Annotated in this window: 12 protein-coding genes; 6 read left to right on the top strand and 6 right to left on the bottom strand. The window is 41.5% G+C overall.

Annotation, left to right across the window (positions count from 1 at the left end; genetic code table 11):
* Nucleotides 1-31 precede the first annotated feature (31 nt).
* Nucleotides 32-2,773: an alpha-mannosidase gene (locus FRE64_RS08615; RefSeq protein WP_146295593.1), complete on the top strand. Its 2,742-nt coding sequence runs from the start codon at nt 32-34 to the stop codon at nt 2,771-2,773.
* Nucleotides 2,774-3,541: a hypothetical protein gene (locus FRE64_RS08610; protein WP_146295592.1), complete on the top strand. Its 768-nt coding sequence runs from the start codon at nt 2,774-2,776 to the stop codon at nt 3,539-3,541. It abuts the gene before it with no gap.
* Nucleotides 3,542-3,593: 52 nt separating this feature from the next.
* Here the strand turns inward: FRE64_RS08610 and folE are convergent, their stop codons facing one another.
* Both folE and FRE64_RS08600 read right to left on the bottom strand, forming a co-directional pair.
* Nucleotides 3,594-4,274, bottom strand: a complete 681-nt coding sequence (gene folE / locus FRE64_RS08605) for a GTP cyclohydrolase I FolE (RefSeq protein ID WP_146295591.1) — start codon at nt 4,272-4,274, stop codon at nt 3,594-3,596.
* Between the two features lie 58 nt (nt 4,275-4,332).
* On the bottom strand, nt 4,333-5,061 hold the full coding sequence (locus FRE64_RS08600) for an SDR family oxidoreductase (RefSeq protein ID WP_146295590.1): 729 nt from the start codon (nt 5,059-5,061) through the stop codon (nt 4,333-4,335).
* 217 nt (nt 5,062-5,278) lie between these two features.
* Between FRE64_RS08600 and FRE64_RS08595 the strand changes: the two genes are divergently transcribed.
* Nucleotides 5,279-6,184 (top strand): ATP adenylyltransferase family protein, encoded by a 906-nt coding sequence (locus tag FRE64_RS08595; RefSeq protein ID WP_146295589.1) that lies wholly within the window; start codon nt 5,279-5,281, stop codon nt 6,182-6,184.
* 103 nt (nt 6,185-6,287) lie between these two features.
* On the opposite strand, the gene FRE64_RS08590 is transcribed toward FRE64_RS08595, so the two are convergent.
* The gene (locus FRE64_RS08590; protein WP_146295588.1) at nt 6,288-8,498 is read right to left on the bottom strand and encodes a hybrid sensor histidine kinase/response regulator; all 2,211 of its coding nucleotides are present in this window, start codon (nt 8,496-8,498) and stop codon (nt 6,288-6,290) included.
* Nucleotides 8,499-8,661: 163 nt separating this feature from the next.
* Between FRE64_RS08590 and FRE64_RS08585 the strand changes: the two genes are divergently transcribed.
* Entirely contained in the window at nt 8,662-9,627 is a 966-nt protein-coding gene (locus FRE64_RS08585; protein WP_146295587.1) for a CobW family GTP-binding protein, read from the top strand.
* A 3-nt stretch (nt 9,628-9,630) separates the two neighbouring features.
* Entirely contained in the window at nt 9,631-10,680 is a 1,050-nt protein-coding gene (locus tag FRE64_RS08580) for a WD40 repeat domain-containing protein (protein WP_146295586.1), read from the top strand.
* Between the two features lie 5 nt (nt 10,681-10,685).
* Here the strand turns inward: FRE64_RS08580 and purF are convergent, their stop codons facing one another.
* The gene (gene purF, locus FRE64_RS08575) at nt 10,686-12,155 is read right to left on the bottom strand and encodes an amidophosphoribosyltransferase (protein ID WP_146295585.1); all 1,470 of its coding nucleotides are present in this window, start codon (nt 12,153-12,155) and stop codon (nt 10,686-10,688) included.
* A gap of 146 nt (nt 12,156-12,301) precedes the next feature.
* Here purF and FRE64_RS08570 point away from each other — a divergent pair, with 146 nt between their 5' ends.
* The gene (locus FRE64_RS08570) at nt 12,302-13,612 is read left to right on the top strand and encodes a sensor histidine kinase (protein WP_146295584.1); all 1,311 of its coding nucleotides are present in this window, start codon (nt 12,302-12,304) and stop codon (nt 13,610-13,612) included.
* Between the two features lie 29 nt (nt 13,613-13,641).
* On the opposite strand, the gene ilvB is transcribed toward FRE64_RS08570, so the two are convergent.
* Both ilvB and FRE64_RS08560 read right to left on the bottom strand, forming a co-directional pair.
* Nucleotides 13,642-15,417, bottom strand: coding sequence for a biosynthetic-type acetolactate synthase large subunit (gene ilvB / locus FRE64_RS08565; protein ID WP_146295583.1), 1,776 nt, complete (start codon nt 15,415-15,417; stop codon nt 13,642-13,644).
* A gap of 159 nt (nt 15,418-15,576) precedes the next feature.
* Complete coding sequence (locus FRE64_RS08560) at nt 15,577-16,089, bottom strand: hypothetical protein (protein ID WP_146295582.1); 513 nt, start codon at nt 16,087-16,089, stop codon at nt 15,577-15,579.
* Between the last annotated feature and the right edge of the window lie 155 nt (nt 16,090-16,244).

The raw sequence follows: 16,244 nt of genomic DNA, 5'->3' as shown, positions 1-16,244 counted from the left end.
TAATAAAAACCTTTATCTGAAACGATAACTAATGTCTCCAAAAACTAAAACAATTCAGGGTATTATTGTTTCTCATACTCATTGGGATCGCGCTTGGTATCTCCCGTTTCAATCTTTTCGTCATCGCTTAGTGCGAATGGTTGATGAGTTAATGGATATCTTAGAAACTGATCCTAATTTTCGGGCTTTTACTCTCGATGGGCAAACTGTTCTTTTAGAAGACTACCTAGAAATCCGCCCTGAACAAGAAACGCGATTAAAAAAATTAATTCAGTCGGGACGCATTTTAATTGGTCCTTGGTTTACCATGCCCGATTTATTTTTAATTAGTGGCGAATCTGTCATTCGGAACTTACAAGAAGGGCGTAAATGGTGTGAAAAATTCGGGAATTATATGGCAGTGGGGTATCTTCCTGATCCCTTTGGACATTTTGCCCAGATGCCTCAAATTTTTCAAGGATTTGACATTGATAGTTATATTTTTATGCGCGGTTTAGACGCGGAAACCAAAGCCAGTCACGGCGCAATTTTTAATTGGCAATCTCCTGATGGTTCAACGGTTTTAGCTATTTATGAAAGAGAAGGCTATTTCCCTGTTGGATCATTAGGTCATCCCAGTGTATTTGGGCGTTTTGAAGGACATGAAGTTAAGGTTGATCTGGCGAAAAAACAAATTGAACAAGCCTTAGAAACCATGCTTCCCTTGCAAGCTGAGGAAACAGTTTTACTCAGTAATGGCTTTGATCATCTCCCTGTACAAAAAGAAATTCCCCAGTTATTATCCCAACTAAATGAAAGTTTAGAGGGAATTGAGTTAACCCACGGAACAATTCCTGAATTTGTGGAAGCAATTAAACAGGAAAATCAATCTCATCAAACCTATCAGGGAGATTTAATTGGCAATGCGGATCAGCCGATTTTAGCCAGTGTTTATTCTACCCGAATGTATTTAAAACAGCAGAATCATTCGGCACAACAATTATTATCTCGATATGTTGAACCCCTGAGTGTTTGGCTAGAAAGTCAAGGCTGGGGAAATGATGTTCGTCCTTTTTTGAACTATAGCTGGCGGTTATTATTCAAAAATCATGCCCATGATGATATTTGTGGCTGTAGTGTGGATGGGGTACATGATGATGATGAGTATCGGTTTCGCCAGATTGAACAAATTGGGGAGGGATTATTAGTTGAACATTTAGAGACGTTATTAAAACAGGGATTTATTCCGCCACAGCAAACGGGAGATTACACCACAGATGTTTTTGTGTTGAACCCTCATCCTTGGGAAGCGACTTATACTGTGGAAACTGAGGTTTATTTTCCGAACCCTGATGGGGAATGGGGAGAACCGTTACCGCCTTTATCTTTAACAGGATGTGATGGTCACGGGAAGCCCATTAAAATTAGTGTACTGGATACGGAAGCCCCAAAAGCGCGATCGCGCTACTTAGAAACCACTTGGGGAAGATATTATCAAGTTAGCTTTTCCATCACCCTTCCCCCTCTCGGTTATCAACTGGTTCACATTTACCAAACCAGTCAGCCTTTATCCACACCAGAAACACAGCAACCGTTAACCCTCGAAAACCAACGCTATCAACTTACCGTTACTGATAACACTCTCACTCTCACGGAAAAAACCACAGGAATACAATTCTCTGACTTTCTCCAGTTAGAATATCAACCTGATCTTGGCGATACCTATTCCTTTAGTCCAGTTCCTGATGTTACCCCTATTTGGGGAAAACTGACAGAAGCCAAATTTCATCCCCAGAAAGCAGACACTCTCCGCTTAACTTATCAGCTAAACATTCAAGATACGACTCTGGAGAGTATCCCATCTTCAGAAAGTCAGGTTACATCAGAACCATCCTTCGCCCCCTTTAGTAAGGGGGGTTGGGGGGATCATCCTCTACAAAATAGCATTACGGTTGATCTGAGTCTCAATACTCACGAATCCATCTCCATCCAAATAAACTACGAATCTACGGTGGAGAATGCACGTATCCGCGCTGTTCTTCCCTTAGGCTTTACCACCAAAAACTCCCTTGCCGATGGACATTTTCGACTGGTTTCCCGTGAGAAACCGCAGTTAAGAACTCCTGAAAGTGATCCTCAACGGTATCAAACCTATCCTGGGGAGTTAGACTATCCCACCCATCATCAAGGAGACTTTGTTTTATTCACAGGAGACAATTATCAAGTTTGGGTGGCTAACCGAGGCTTACCTGAATATGAAGTGATTGGAGATAAAGTCGCAATTACCTTACATCGCGCCGTGGGCTATTTATCGGTGGGAAAAGGTCGCATTCGCCCATGTCAAGCTGGGCCCTCAGTTCCCACTCCTGGCGCACAATGTAAACGGGAAATTAATGCTGAACTCGCTTATGGACTTGCCAATTTAGAGCAAGAAACCATCATTCGTAAAGCCCGTGAATTTGCTCATCCTGCGTGGGGACGGGAAATGCCTTACTTGCCCTATGTTAACTCTACAGGACAATTAGGGCGTTATGGTTCTCTCTGCGCGATCGATAACCCTAATATTATCTTATCTGCCTTAAAACCCCATGAGGAAAAGGGAATCATGGTCTTGCGAGTGTATAATCAAACAGAAGTAACGCAAACTGCAACTGTCACCTTCGGCTGGAACGTCACTGCTTACTGCGAAACTAACTTATTGGAAATGTGGGAACACGGAAAAGAAGTTTCTAATCAGGAACTTTCGATTCAACTTTACCCTCATCAAATCAAAACCTTTTTATTGCAGTCGTAAATGAAACAATCTATTAATACAGTGGTGGGAATTTTTGTTTTTGTAGGCATTTGGGGGATCATGACTCCTCTAATGGCAATAGAAGACACTCCCACCACCCCAGAAGTCGTAACAGAAGAAGAGGATAATGATGCAGATAATCATGTCAATAATTTGATCAATCTTCGACTGATGGAAAGTTATCTTCTGACAGGGTTAGAACTCTATACGTATGGAGAAATGGAGATGGCGGAAACCCAGTTTAATCAGGCAGCAGAGGAAACCTTATCTGCATTACAGCCCATGTTAGAAGAAAAACGGTTATCTCGCCCAGTAGAAGCAGCTTTAAATCATCTTCAAACTAAAGCCAGCGATCGCGTTTCAGATCGAGAAATGAAAAAAGCATACGAAGACACGATTGATGTCTTACACGCTGTAGAAAGTTTTATCCCTGAAAGTGAACGGCATTCCCCTGAGTTTATGGGTGAGGCAATTTCCACTCTCATTTCTAAATCGGCGACAGAATATGAAATGGCATTTGAGGATGATCAGTTAACTGACATTTCTAAGTATCAAAAGGGGAGAAATTTATTAGCGACGGTACGCAATTTACTTTATAGTGAAGCGGGGAATCTGGTAGAAGAGAATCCCGAAGCCTATCGAGAGATTGCAACATTAGTAGGAAAACTATCTGCTGCTTGGCCAACGACTATGCCACCCTCCTCGAAAGTTTATACAGCACAAGAGGTGACAGCAATGGCGCAAGAGATGGAAGCAATTACGCCATGATTTAATACTTTCCCCGGTTGAATCTTATTATCAACTCGGGGCAAACATTATCTTAATGAAAACTGGGCTGATGACGAATTAAATTGAGAAACTCTTCTCTGGTTTTCTGTTCTTCTTGAAACACTCCTAACATCGCACTGGTAACTGTCCAAGAACTGGGTTTTTGCACCCCTCGCATCACCATACACATATGAGTGGCCTCCATAACAACAGCAACGCCCTGGGGATCTAGTATGCTTTGAATTGCCTCTGCAATTTGGCGAGTGAGACGTTCTTGTACCTGCAAGCGACGGGAATACATCTCGACAATCCGAGCTAGTTTACTTAATCCTACTACTTTTTGATTAGGAATATAAGCAACATGAGCTTTTCCCATGAAAGGCAACATATGATGTTCACAAAGACTAAAAACATCAATGTCTCTAACGAGTACCATCTCATTATGCCCCTCGTCAAAGATCGCGCCGTTGACTAATTCCTCAAGAGATTGTTCATAACCTTGGGTGAGGAATTGCATAGCTTCGGCAACTCGTTTAGGAGTTTTTTTCAATCCTTCGCGATCAGGATCTTCTCCCACACCTTGTAGGATACTTCTCACCGCCTGCATCATTTCTTCTGTATTACTGTCTTGGGTAACAGCAGCTTCTACAGAAGAAGCACTATTAAGAGACACTTGCGTATTGACTTTACCTGAACCGTTGGACATTGAACTGTTGGATGAAGCAGTTGTCATAATTATAGAATAAACTTCCTTTCCTTATTTTGCTATGATTGAGAATCTAGTTTTGAGCCTAAAGAGCCCCCGCACTTGGCATTAGAGTCATTTCTTCAATGACAGCTTGTTGGGGTAATAAGGCTGCTTGAACAATGGTTTGAGCAACAACTTGGGGATTAAGCATTGCATCACGATTTAATTCCATTTTCACACTGTCGGTATCCCATAAAGGAGTATTAACAGCACCGGGAGTAATGGTAATGACGCGAATCCCATTTTCTTTTTCTTCTCCTGAGAGAGCTTTAGAAAGGGTAATAATTCCCGCCTTACTAACACTATAAGCCCCCCAACTTGGAAAAGGGCTATGAGCTGCAATCGAAGCAATATTAATAATTGTTCCCCTAGCGCGATCGCGCATTGTGGGTAAAACGCCCTGAATACACTGGAAAACACTGGTTAAATTGAGATTTAACACTTGTTCCCATTCCTCTAAAGGGGTTTCGCTGAGGGGATTGGTATATCCCATCCCTGCATTGTTAACTAAGATATCAACGCTACCAAAGTCAGTAACAATGTCTTTAATATTCCCCTTTACTGTACTAGTTGCCGCTAAATCAATTTGGTAAGATTTTACCTGTACTGAATACTGGCTCACTTCTGAGATCACAGCATCTAATTTTTCTTGTGAGCGCCCGACTAAGGCAAGATCAACTCCTGCTTTAGCAAAAGCAAGGGCAGTTTCTTTACCAATGCCGCTACTTGCACCTGTAATTAGGGCTTTTTGGCGACTCTGGGATTCCTCCATATTTTTCTCCAAGCTGACATTTTTATAAGTCCAATTGGGCTATAGCAATAATCAAAATCTAGTTAATCTGATCTTGCCATAGGAATTTGCTTAAACGTGTAATGGCACAGAGGGCTTAAAACATTAAAAAATGTAAAGTTTCTGAACCTTGCCTATTGTATCACCTGATCTGGTATTAATCGATAAGAGGCGCGAATCCTTAATTTTAATATAAATAATGCTTTTACTCCCGAATCAATTTTGGCAATCAGTAAAAATCACACAACATAAAGCTATTGAATCACAAGCACTGCAACCGATTCCCACAGAATATGAAATCATTGAGGATCAGGGAATCCCTTTTTTAGTGAGAATTTTGAAAATTTTAAAGAAAAAAGAAGCAGAAAAGCAGAAGCAAGCACAATATCAAGAAACAACAGGAAAAGATTTTGATCCGTTTCTTCCCTACGAAAAAGATTTATTTGTTAGTGATATTTCCGATACTCATATTTGCCTGTTGAATAAATTTAATGTTGTAGAAAATCATTTGCTGATTGTAACTCGCGAGTTTGAAGAACAAGAAAATTTAATTAATCAAGCAGATTTGACGGCACTTTGTGCTTGTTTGCAAAAGGTTAATGGCTTAGGATTTTACAATTCTGGTGAATTAGCCGGTGCTTCAGTTAAGCATAAACATTTACAATTTATTCCCAATTCTCTTGCTCCAAACTTAGAAGAACTTCCTATTACTGCTGCTCTAAAAACCGCTAATTTTCTAGGAGAAGTGGGCAGTATTTCATTATTTGGTTTTCATCATGGTTTTACTTGGTTGAATCTCGATTGGAACTTATCTCCAGAAGAAATTGCTAAAAAAGTTCTTCAATATTATCAAATGTTACTAGAAACAGTCAATGGTAAAGATACGACTAATTATAATTTTTTAATGACACGAGAATGGATGCTGATTGTGCCTAGAAAGCAAGAGAAATTTCAATCAATTGGAGTTAATTCTTTAGGATTTGCTGGTGGCTTATTAGTGAAAGATCAAGAGGAATTAGAATTAGTTAAAAAAATCGGTCCCTTAAAAATTTTAGAAGCGGTGGGTTACTCCCGAAATTATAGTCGTTCCAATTCAGTTCCGTAGTGCAGCCATCTTGGCTGCTACTAGGGAGCAAGATGCTCCCACTACTTTTAGGTTGCTGTTTTTTATTTGGAATCACTATAATCTGTAGAGAGCTTGATTTTTTTTAGAATTGCATAATTAATTCTTTTACTTTTTGGATGACTGTTTCTAGATGTAAGGGTTTAGCAAGATAATCGTTAGCACCGGCTTTTAAACAACGATCGCGATCGCCAGGCATCGCCATAGCCGTAATTGCAATCACTGGTAAATCTTGCCAATAGGGAGTTTGTCGCAGTTGATGTAAAATTTCAAATCCATCCACTTCAGGAAGTTGAATATCGAGGAGAATGAGATGAGGAAGTAACTCGCGCGATCGCAGTTCTGCTTCCATTAATTCTTGCATCGTTTTTCCATCATAAATTACTTCCACCGAATATCCTTCTAACTCCAAAACTTGACAAATTAAAGCCTGATTAAACGGTTGATCCTCCACCACTAAAATCCGTGGGCTATCAGTTTCTTGGGATTTTTCTTGACCTAAGGGGCGATTAATTTCCTCTTGAGAATCTGCTTCTTCTATTATTTCTGTTTCCTCTTTTTCAGCACGTAATTCAGTTAAAGGAAGCCAAACCCGAAAGGTACTCCCTTTATTTTCCTCAGATTCGACAGAGACAGTTCCCCCATGTAATTCCGCAAGACGTTTAGTTAAAGCTAATCCTAATCCTGTTCCCTCATGACGACGAGTAAGAGAAGAATCTAGCTGTTGAAACGGGCGAAATAATAAGCTTTGTTTTTCTTTAGGAATACCAATGCCAGTATCTGAAACCTCTAAGCATAAATAAGGAGTGCTACTATGAACAGGACTATGATCAGGACGTGCTTCTTCTAATAATTGACTGCCATAGCGTAAACTGCCACTAAGTTTAACCTTCCCTTCTTCTGGGGTAAACTTAATTGCGTTAGATAGAAGATTAATTAAAATTTGTCGTACCCGTCGTTCATCTAATTGAGCTATTTCAATCTGATAATCTAATTCTAAGGAGAGGGCAATACGTTTTTTATCTGCCCGTGGTTGCACCATCCGTAAGCCTTCATTGCATAGACTATGAATCACAACTGGTTGTAACTCTAACTCGGTTTTCCCCGCTTCAATTTTTGAGAGATCAAGAATATCATTAATTAGCTGTAGTAAATGTTCACCACTGCGCTTAATCGCTTGAATTTGCTTAATCTGATTCTCACTAAGCGGATCTTTACGTTGCCTTTCTAGTAAATCGGCAAACCCTAAAATACTATTTAGAGGGGTTCGTAACTCATGAGACATAGAAGCGAGAAATTCTGACTTCATTTGGGAGGCTTGAGCTAACTCTTCATTGGCTTGACGAAGGTTTTGTTGTACTTTTGCCCGTTCAATGGCAACTCCCAAAGTTCGACAAGCTGCCAATACCATATCTTCTTGCACTTGATCTTCTAAAGAATTTCCCCCCCGAGATTCTAAAGTTAAAACGCCAATAATCTCGCCACTATGTCCAGGAATCGGAAAAATGCCTAATTGTCCAATTCCAGGATTACGAAAGGTGTTAACTGCTTGGGGATGGTTCGCATAGTCTTCTACAAAAAGTGGTTTTCCGGTTTCCACCACCTCCCAAAGTAGCCCCTGTCCATAGGGAATTCCCTCTTTCATTAACTCTTCCATTTCGGGAATCATATCTCCATAGGTGGCAATAAATTGGGAGGTAATTTCATTGACTAATAGTCCTGCGCGACGATTTTCCCCATCTCCTGTAATGACTTTCACATCTCCGAAAGCCGCATTAGTGCTTTCAATCAGGTAAGACAGGGCAAATTGACCAATGGTTTTGATATCAGTAGCAGGTTGGAGGCGTTCGGTTAAACCCAGAAGAAAGGTTAGTCGTCGCAGTTCCCGATTGATAATTCCTTCTGAGTCTAATTTCATAGACAGTTGACGAATATTGAGCAAATATCCCCCATCACTGGTAGCGGTCACTAAAATATGTAAGTTTTCTCCTGATGGCTGTTCAATATTACAAGGGGTGGGGTTAGAGTCTGCTTTTTTAATAATGTCTTCTAAAATTTGTTGTTGGGGGGTTGACCAATTGCCCTCCTGTGCCATTTGATTTAGAATTTCTGCCTGAGAGGGGTGAGAGTTAAGCCACTCTTGAGAGAAGTTACCTAAACTTGCAAAAGCCTGATTATAAGTGATGAGGCAATGGTTCTGGTCAAACAGCGCGATCGCGCGATCGATTTGTTCTAAAATTAGGGCTTGTTGTTCTTGTAACTGTTTCAGCTTTGACTCTAAGGGGTCTGAGGGCATTACCAACCTGGATGATAAATAAACGCTTAATTCCAGTGTAATCAAGAAATAGTGGCAGAATCTCTGAAGAATAACTGTTAAACTTGGCACTAGGGGCAATTAAGCAACCCTTTCGTTACAATCAGAAAATAATGATTATCATTGCAGGAGTGAGATTCAACTGATGGTGGCAACTCAAACCTCTGTACCAGTCACAGTATTAACGGGTTATCTCGGAGCAGGGAAAACAACGCTTCTTAATCGTATCCTAACCCATGAACATGGCAAAAAAGTGGCTGTGGTCATTAACGAATATGGGGAAGTGGGAATTGATAATCAATTAGTAATTGATACTGACGAAGAAATTTTTGAAATGAACAACGGCTGTATCTGTTGTACAGTTCGTGGCGATCTCATTCGCATGATTGGTAATTTAATGAAGCGTCGTGATAAGTTTGATCATCTCGTCATAGAAACCACGGGAATTGCTGATCCTGCACCCGTGATTCAAACCTTCTTTATGGATGAGGATGTACGAGAACAAACCAATTTAGATGCTGTTGTTACGGTGGTGGATGCTAAACATATCCATCAACATTGGGATGCAGAAGAAGCCCAAGAACAAATTGCCTTTGCAGATGTGGTATTACTGAATAAAACCGATTTAGTGACTGCTGAGGAATTACAAACGTTAGAACAGCGTATCCGTAGTATGAATGCGATGGCAAAAATTTATCCCACTCAGGATGCAAAAGTAGAAATGGATCATATTTTAGGAGTACAAGCATTTAATCTCGATCGCGCTTTAGAAGTGGATCCTGATTTCTTAGGAGAAGATGCCCATGAACATGATGAAACCGTGGGATCGATTATAATTAATGAGTCTGGAGAGTTAGACCCAGAAAAATTGAATAATTGGATAGGAGAATTATTGCGCGATCGCGGTCCTGATATTTTCCGAATGAAAGGCATTCTCAATGTCAAAGGCGAAGAGAATCGCGTAGTTTTCCAAGGTGTGCATATGTTATTTGATGGCAAAGCAGATCGTCCTTGGTTACCCAATGAAACTCCCAAAAATGAACTCGTTTTTATTGGTCGTAATCTGGATGAAGCAGAATTAAAATCTGGATTTCAAAGCTGTTTAACTTAAGAAATGAAAAGTCGCATTGCTTTCCAACCCACTTGGGAAAAACATCTATCAGACTATATTACGGCGGTTAAATGGTCAAAAACTGGTGACTATTTAGCCGTTAGTTCTGCCGCTGGGGAAGTTATCTTATTTCGCGGTGAGAGGTTAGAACAAGTATTATTACAATCACCCACTGGGTTTTCTGTAGATTGCTTAGAATTTTCCCATGATGATCAATTTCTTGCTTGTGGGGGGCAAAGTGGAACCGTCACTATTTGGAATTTATCTACAGATTTCCCCCAATGTGTTAGTAATCTCGAATATCCCTCGACATGGATTGATCATTTAACTTGGAATCCAGTCAATAACGAGTTGGTTTTTAGCCTTGGGAAATATGCCCAAGTTTGGGATGCAAAAAGCCAAGAGATTATAACCACTCTCAATTTTGCTAGTTCTTCGGTTATGGATTTAGATTGGCGCAATGATGGCTTATGGCTAGCTGTGGGAGGCTATAAAGCCACACAAGTGTGGAATTGCCGAGACTGGGATGATGACCCCGAAATTGTGGAAGTTCCTTCAGCTAGTACTACTGTAAAATGGTCGCCTGATTGTCGTTACTTAGCTTGTGGGGATATTGACAGCACCCTTGTGGTTACAGAATGGGGGAATCCCACTCCGTGGCTCATGCAGGGGTTTACAGGGAAAGTGCGACAGTTAGCTTGGTCAGCGTTTCCCACTCGTTCCGGCGCGCCTCTCTTAGCGGCTGGTAGTGGTTGTGATATTGTGGTTTGGCAACGTAGCAAGAATGAAAACGTGGGCTGGAGTGATGAAGTGGTTAGTCATGAGTCATCAATTAGCGCGATCGCGTTTCACCCTAAAACTGTTACCCTTGCCTCAGTAGCCAAAGATGGGAAAGTTAACCTCTGGCATCGCGGTCAGAAACTATTACAATCTTTAGACGGCGCGTTCAATGCCTTTACCTGCCTCCATTGGCATCCCAAAGGAAGTCATCTAGTAGCAGGGGGAGAGGATGGGGAAATCATCCTCTGGTCAAATAGCCAACGCCATTCCTAGAAAAGTTATTGGGGAAGTCGGCAATGCTGACTTTCTAGTAATAACTTACTCTGTTTCACTTGATCGGGAATTTCAATGGGATAATCTCCTGTAAAGCAAGCAGAACAGAAATGGTCTGGATCCTCTCCTGTAGCTTTTAACATTCCTTCCCAACTGAGATAAGCCAAAGAATCAACACCAATTTTTTCAGCAATCTCTTCTACAGATTTTGTTGCTGCAATTAGTTGGTCTTGGTTATCGGTATCAATACCATAGAAACAGGGGTGAGTAACTGGGGGAGAGGAAATTCTCATGTGAACCTCAGTTGCCCCTGCATCACGGAGGGCTTGGACAATTTTACGGCTAGTTGTCCCCCGAACAATGGAGTCATCCACCATAATGATGCGCTTCCCACTAATAACATCTTTCAGGGGATTTAATTTCATACGAATCCCTGATTCTCGCATACTCTGGGTGGGTTGAATAAAGGTGCGTCCCACATAGCGATTCTTAATGAGTCCTTCTTCAAAGGTAATGCCCGACTGATGAGAAAACCCAATGGCTGCGGGAACGCCTGAGTCTGGAACTGGAATCACTGAATCCGCTTCGACATAAGATTCTTTCGCTAACTGTTGTCCCAAACGTAGGCGATAACTGTAGAGGCTTTCATTATTCACCATACTATCGGGACGAGAGAAATAAATCATCTCAAACACACATAACTTGGGTTCTGGCTTCTCTGACCAGTGATAGGAAGCTAACCCATCTTCAGTAATCCAAACAATTTCCCCCGGTTCCACATCTCGTACATATTCCGCCCCAATAATATCTAAGCCTGCAGTTTCTGAAGCAAGAACATAGTGCTGTGGATTGTCCGCTAGAACCCCAATTACTAAAGGACGAATACCATGAGGATCACGCACTCCCATTAACCCTTTTGGTGTACCAATGACTAAGCTATAAGCCCCTTGACAGCGATTAAAAGCACTAATTGCCCCCTCTAGCCAGTCTTTACCGCTATCTACTTCCTGAGAAATCGCCACCGCAATCATTTCTGAGTCTGTACTAGAAAAGAACTCATAATTGTCTTCTTCTAGGCATTTTTTTAGTTGGGGAGCATTGACAAGATTACCATTATGTGCTAAAGCTAAAGAACCAAGTCGAGTGGGGATAACCACGGGTTGGGCATTTGCCACTAAACTAGAACCTGTAGTGGAGTAGCGAGTATGCCCCACTGCAATATTTCCAGGTAATTGTAATAAAGTTTCCTCATCAAAAACTCGGGCAACTAACCCCATATCTTTATGCAGACGCACCCCATTTGAGTTAAAGGTAGCAATTCCTGCTGATTCTTGACCGCGATGTTGTAGGGCGTAGAGTCCAAAGTAACTCAGCTTGGCAACATCTTGGCCAGGGGCATAAACACCAAAGACAGCGCAAGCCTCCTCGGGTTTATCTGGGGCTTCGTCAGAGGGGAGGACTGTGGGTTGTGACATAATTTTCTCCAGAGGCTGGTTCAGGGCTAGAGGCTAATATACAGCATAGACTACCTTTCTTATGTTAACAATCCCTTAACATCAAACACAAGTGATGTCATTAGTCATTGGTTTAAAAAGGACGAAAAACTAAGGACAAATCAGTAATGTTTCAAACCACACGCAGACGATTAGCTTTATGGTACGCCACGGTAACAGCTATTTTACTCTTATTCTTTGCTGCAGGAATGTATGGTTATGTGCGAAGTACCTTAATTGAACGGATTGATGATACTTTAAAGCACGTTGTGGAAGTTGTTGAACGATCGCTGATTATTGAACCCATTGCTACTGAGGATAATGGTTATCGTCTGAACATTGAAACTAATTTTCAAAATAATACAAATACTTTAGAAGATGATCATATTGAACTAGAATGGTTTAATCCCCAAGGGGAGTTATTATGGTCAACTTTTTCCGAAACTTTAGATCATCCTCTTCATAAAGATCGCTTAGCTGAAACCGTTCATTTAAAAACGGGATATTTACTACGCCAAATAACAAAACCGATTAAATTTCAAAAGCAAACTTTAGGGTATTTGCGGGTGAGTCATCCTTGGTTTGAGGTAACAAAACCGACACGCCAGTTACTATTAGATTTAAGCCTTGGCATTACTATTATGGTAATTTTAGTTGCTGGAATTAGTTGGTGGTTATCAGGAATTGCCATTCAGCCTGTTAAGGAGTCTTACAATAGCTTAAAACAATTTACTGCTGATGCTTCCCATGAATTACGAAATCCGATCGCGATGATTCAAACTAATGTCCAAATGGCTTTAAATTATCCTGATAGTAATCTTCAGCAACAGCAGCTACAAGTGATTGAACGGTTAACTCAACGTTTGGGAAAGTTAGTGAATGATTTGTTGTTTCTCGCCAGATCAGATAGTGGAATGTTGGAAATTAAACAGCAGTCGGTTTCTTTAGATGCTTTATTAATGGAGGTAGTAGAAGAACAAAGCGCGATCGCGCAACAAAAGGGAATTAATTTGAATTTAGAGATTCCAGAATCAAATGAAGATCAAGGGTTTATGATCCAAGGAGACTGGGATCAACTGGCAAGATTATTTACGAATTTAATTAGTAACGCGATCGAGCATTCCAACTCTGATGAACTCACCACTTCTTCCACAGTTACTATTCAATTAAGCCCCTATAAACGTAATCATCATCATGGTCTAAAAGTCCAAGTTCAAGACACAGGAAAAGGGATTCCTCAAGAAGAAATTCCCCATCTATTTGATCGGTTTTATCGGGTTTCTCCCTACCCAAAAATGACAGAAACCAAAGGGAGTACCGGGGCAGGCTTAGGACTCGCGATCGCGCGAGCAATTGTGGAAAACCATCAAGGGCAAATTCAAGTTAATAGTGTCCCTCAACAAGGAACAACTTTCACCGTTATATTTGCCCAGAGTTGATTAGTTTTATCTCAGCTGAGGAGATAATCTTACGGTTGCCCTTGTAACCCTAGCATTTGGGAATTACTCTTACCGGGGGCAACCATAGGATAGCAATTTTCATCTTTTTTCACTTGAGCATCTAAAACCACTGGCCCATCATGGTTGAGCATTTCGGTAATTGCCTCGGAAAGATTAGCGCGATCGCGCACTGCAATTCCTTTCAAGCCATACGCCTCACACAACTTCACAAAATCAGGCATTCCCGATTGCATATTAGAAGCAGAATAGCGTTCTTGGAAGAACGTTTGTTGCCATTGTCGCACCATTCCCTGCCAACCATTATTAATAATCACCGTTTTGACATTAATGCCATATTGCGCCAGCGTTCCTAACTCCTGTAAATTCATTTGAAAACTGGCATCACCACTAACACAAATCACCTGCTGATCCGGGACGGCCGTTTTCACGCCCATAGCAGCGGGAACGCCATAGCCCATGGTTCCTAAACCAGAACTAGAGATCCAACGTCGGGGGCCAAAATTAATAAACTGGGCTGCCCACATCTGATGCTGTCCCACATCCGTTGTATAGTAAGCATAGGGAGCTTGTTTACCAATTTCTACAATTACCTCTTGTGGCGAGAGAAAATCATCATACTGAGGAACAACTAACGGATAGGTTTTGCGCCAACCATTAATCCGTTCTAACCAAGCCTTAGTGCGCTCCTCATTTTTGGGAATCCCCAACTCAGCAATGCGATCGAGCATTTGTTGGAGACAAGTACGAACATCTCCCACTACAGGGACTTCTGGAGCGCGGTTTTTCCCAACTTCAGCAGGATCAATATCAATATGAATCACTTTCGCCTTGGAGGCAAACTCATCCAGTTTACCCGTCACCCGATCATCAAATCGCGCCCCCACAGCAATTAATAAATCGCATTCACTCACCGCATAATTAGCATAAGCAGTACCGTGCATTCCCAACATTGACACAGATAGGGGATGATTTTCATCAAAAGACCCCAATCCCATGAGAGTAGTAGTCACAGGAATTTGGAAATGTTCTGCCAGTTTTTGTAATTCCTGATGAGCACCAGACGTAATTGCCCCACCACCCACATAGAGTAAGGGACGTTCTGAGGCTTCAATGAGCTTAATCGCTTGGGTTAAAGCGCGGGCATTTCCTTTCTGAGTGGGACGAAAACCTCTTAAATTTACCTGTCCTGGTAGTACCGGCACATAATCACATTCTTCAAAGCCCACATCTTTAGGAATATCAATTAAAACTGGGCCCGGTCGTCCACTACTAGCAACATGAAATGCCTCAGCGATAATTCTTGCCATATCACTAGCATGGCGCACCACATAAGAATGCTTGACGACGGGTAGGGTAATGCCAAAAATATCCGTTTCTTGGAAAGCATCTGTACCAATGGCAGGTCGAGCCACTTGCCCTGTAATGGCTACCATAGGAATAGAATCCATGTGAGCAGTTGCTAACCCAGTTACTAAGTTAGTTGCCCCGGGGCCAGAAGTCGCAAAGCATACTCCCACTTTTCCTGTTGCGCGGGCATAACCATCAGCAGCATGAGCCGCCGCTTGTTCGTGACGGACAAGAATATGGGTTAAATCTCCTCGCGCCTCAGCACGGTGTAATTCATCATAAATGGGGAGGATTGCGCCTCCGGGATAGCCAAAAATATGCGTAACGCCATGTCGTCTTAAACTGTCCATTAACGCAAATGCGCCTGTAGCTCTTTGGACAGTTTGGGCAGTTTCGGGAGGGGATGCGATTTTTTGTGACTGATCTGGATAACCCACGGCTTCACCTTTTAATTCACTATTTAACTACTATAATCTTCTAGTGTTGTTACTTATGCTACAACTTTTTCAAGGAAATTTGTTTAAATTTTAAGATTGTAAAGTTATGAATTGCCAATAACTTTTTCTAATGTTTATCATTCAGTCTAAACTTTTCTTTCAGATCATCTCGTTAATTGTTTTGGCAACAGAAGAATAGACTTTGCAACCGTACTTAATTTCCCACCAACCGTAAGCTAGGTGTGGGGTTTGCCAAAGGGCTAAATGCTCAACGGGAGGAGAACAATAAAAGGGCTGTTTTCCCCTTCCTAATAATTGTGAGGTGTAATGGGTAAATTCATCATGACTGATACGAGTAGTGGGAAATGAGGGTAATATGGGAACGCCCCAGCCATCAAGGGCAAAAAAATGCTCAATTTTCCCTCCTTGTTGTTCCCAGATGACTGCTGCGCCCATTGCTCCTGCTACGCCAGCACTAAAGGCAATTAAATAGACTGGGGTTTCTAAACTCACCTGTTGGGAAATATATTGGAATATTTGGATGCTGTCATAGGGGAGAATCTTCTCAGGAAGGAGTAATAATTCTTCAGGGCTGAGATTTTGCCATCCCATCCCTTGCAGAAAGTCGGCGGTTAAGTCTGGGGGATGAAACCCCGGGACAATTATGATCATGTATCAAAGATGCCTGAAAAGTTAAAATATAACGAATAAGTACAGATTAGGCAAAGTAAACTTCTCCCACTAACCTCACGTTTGACGCATAGAGGAAGTTTCCGTTTATCGGACATTTTTCTTTGCCTAGAGGATTGCGCGAATGGGTAGCTGTG

It is taken from the genome of Euhalothece natronophila Z-M001 (genome assembly GCF_007904085.1).
Taxonomy (GTDB): domain Bacteria; phylum Cyanobacteriota; class Cyanobacteriia; order Cyanobacteriales; family Rubidibacteraceae; genus Halothece; species Halothece natronophila.
This window is presented reverse-complemented; position numbering and strand designations above follow the sequence as displayed.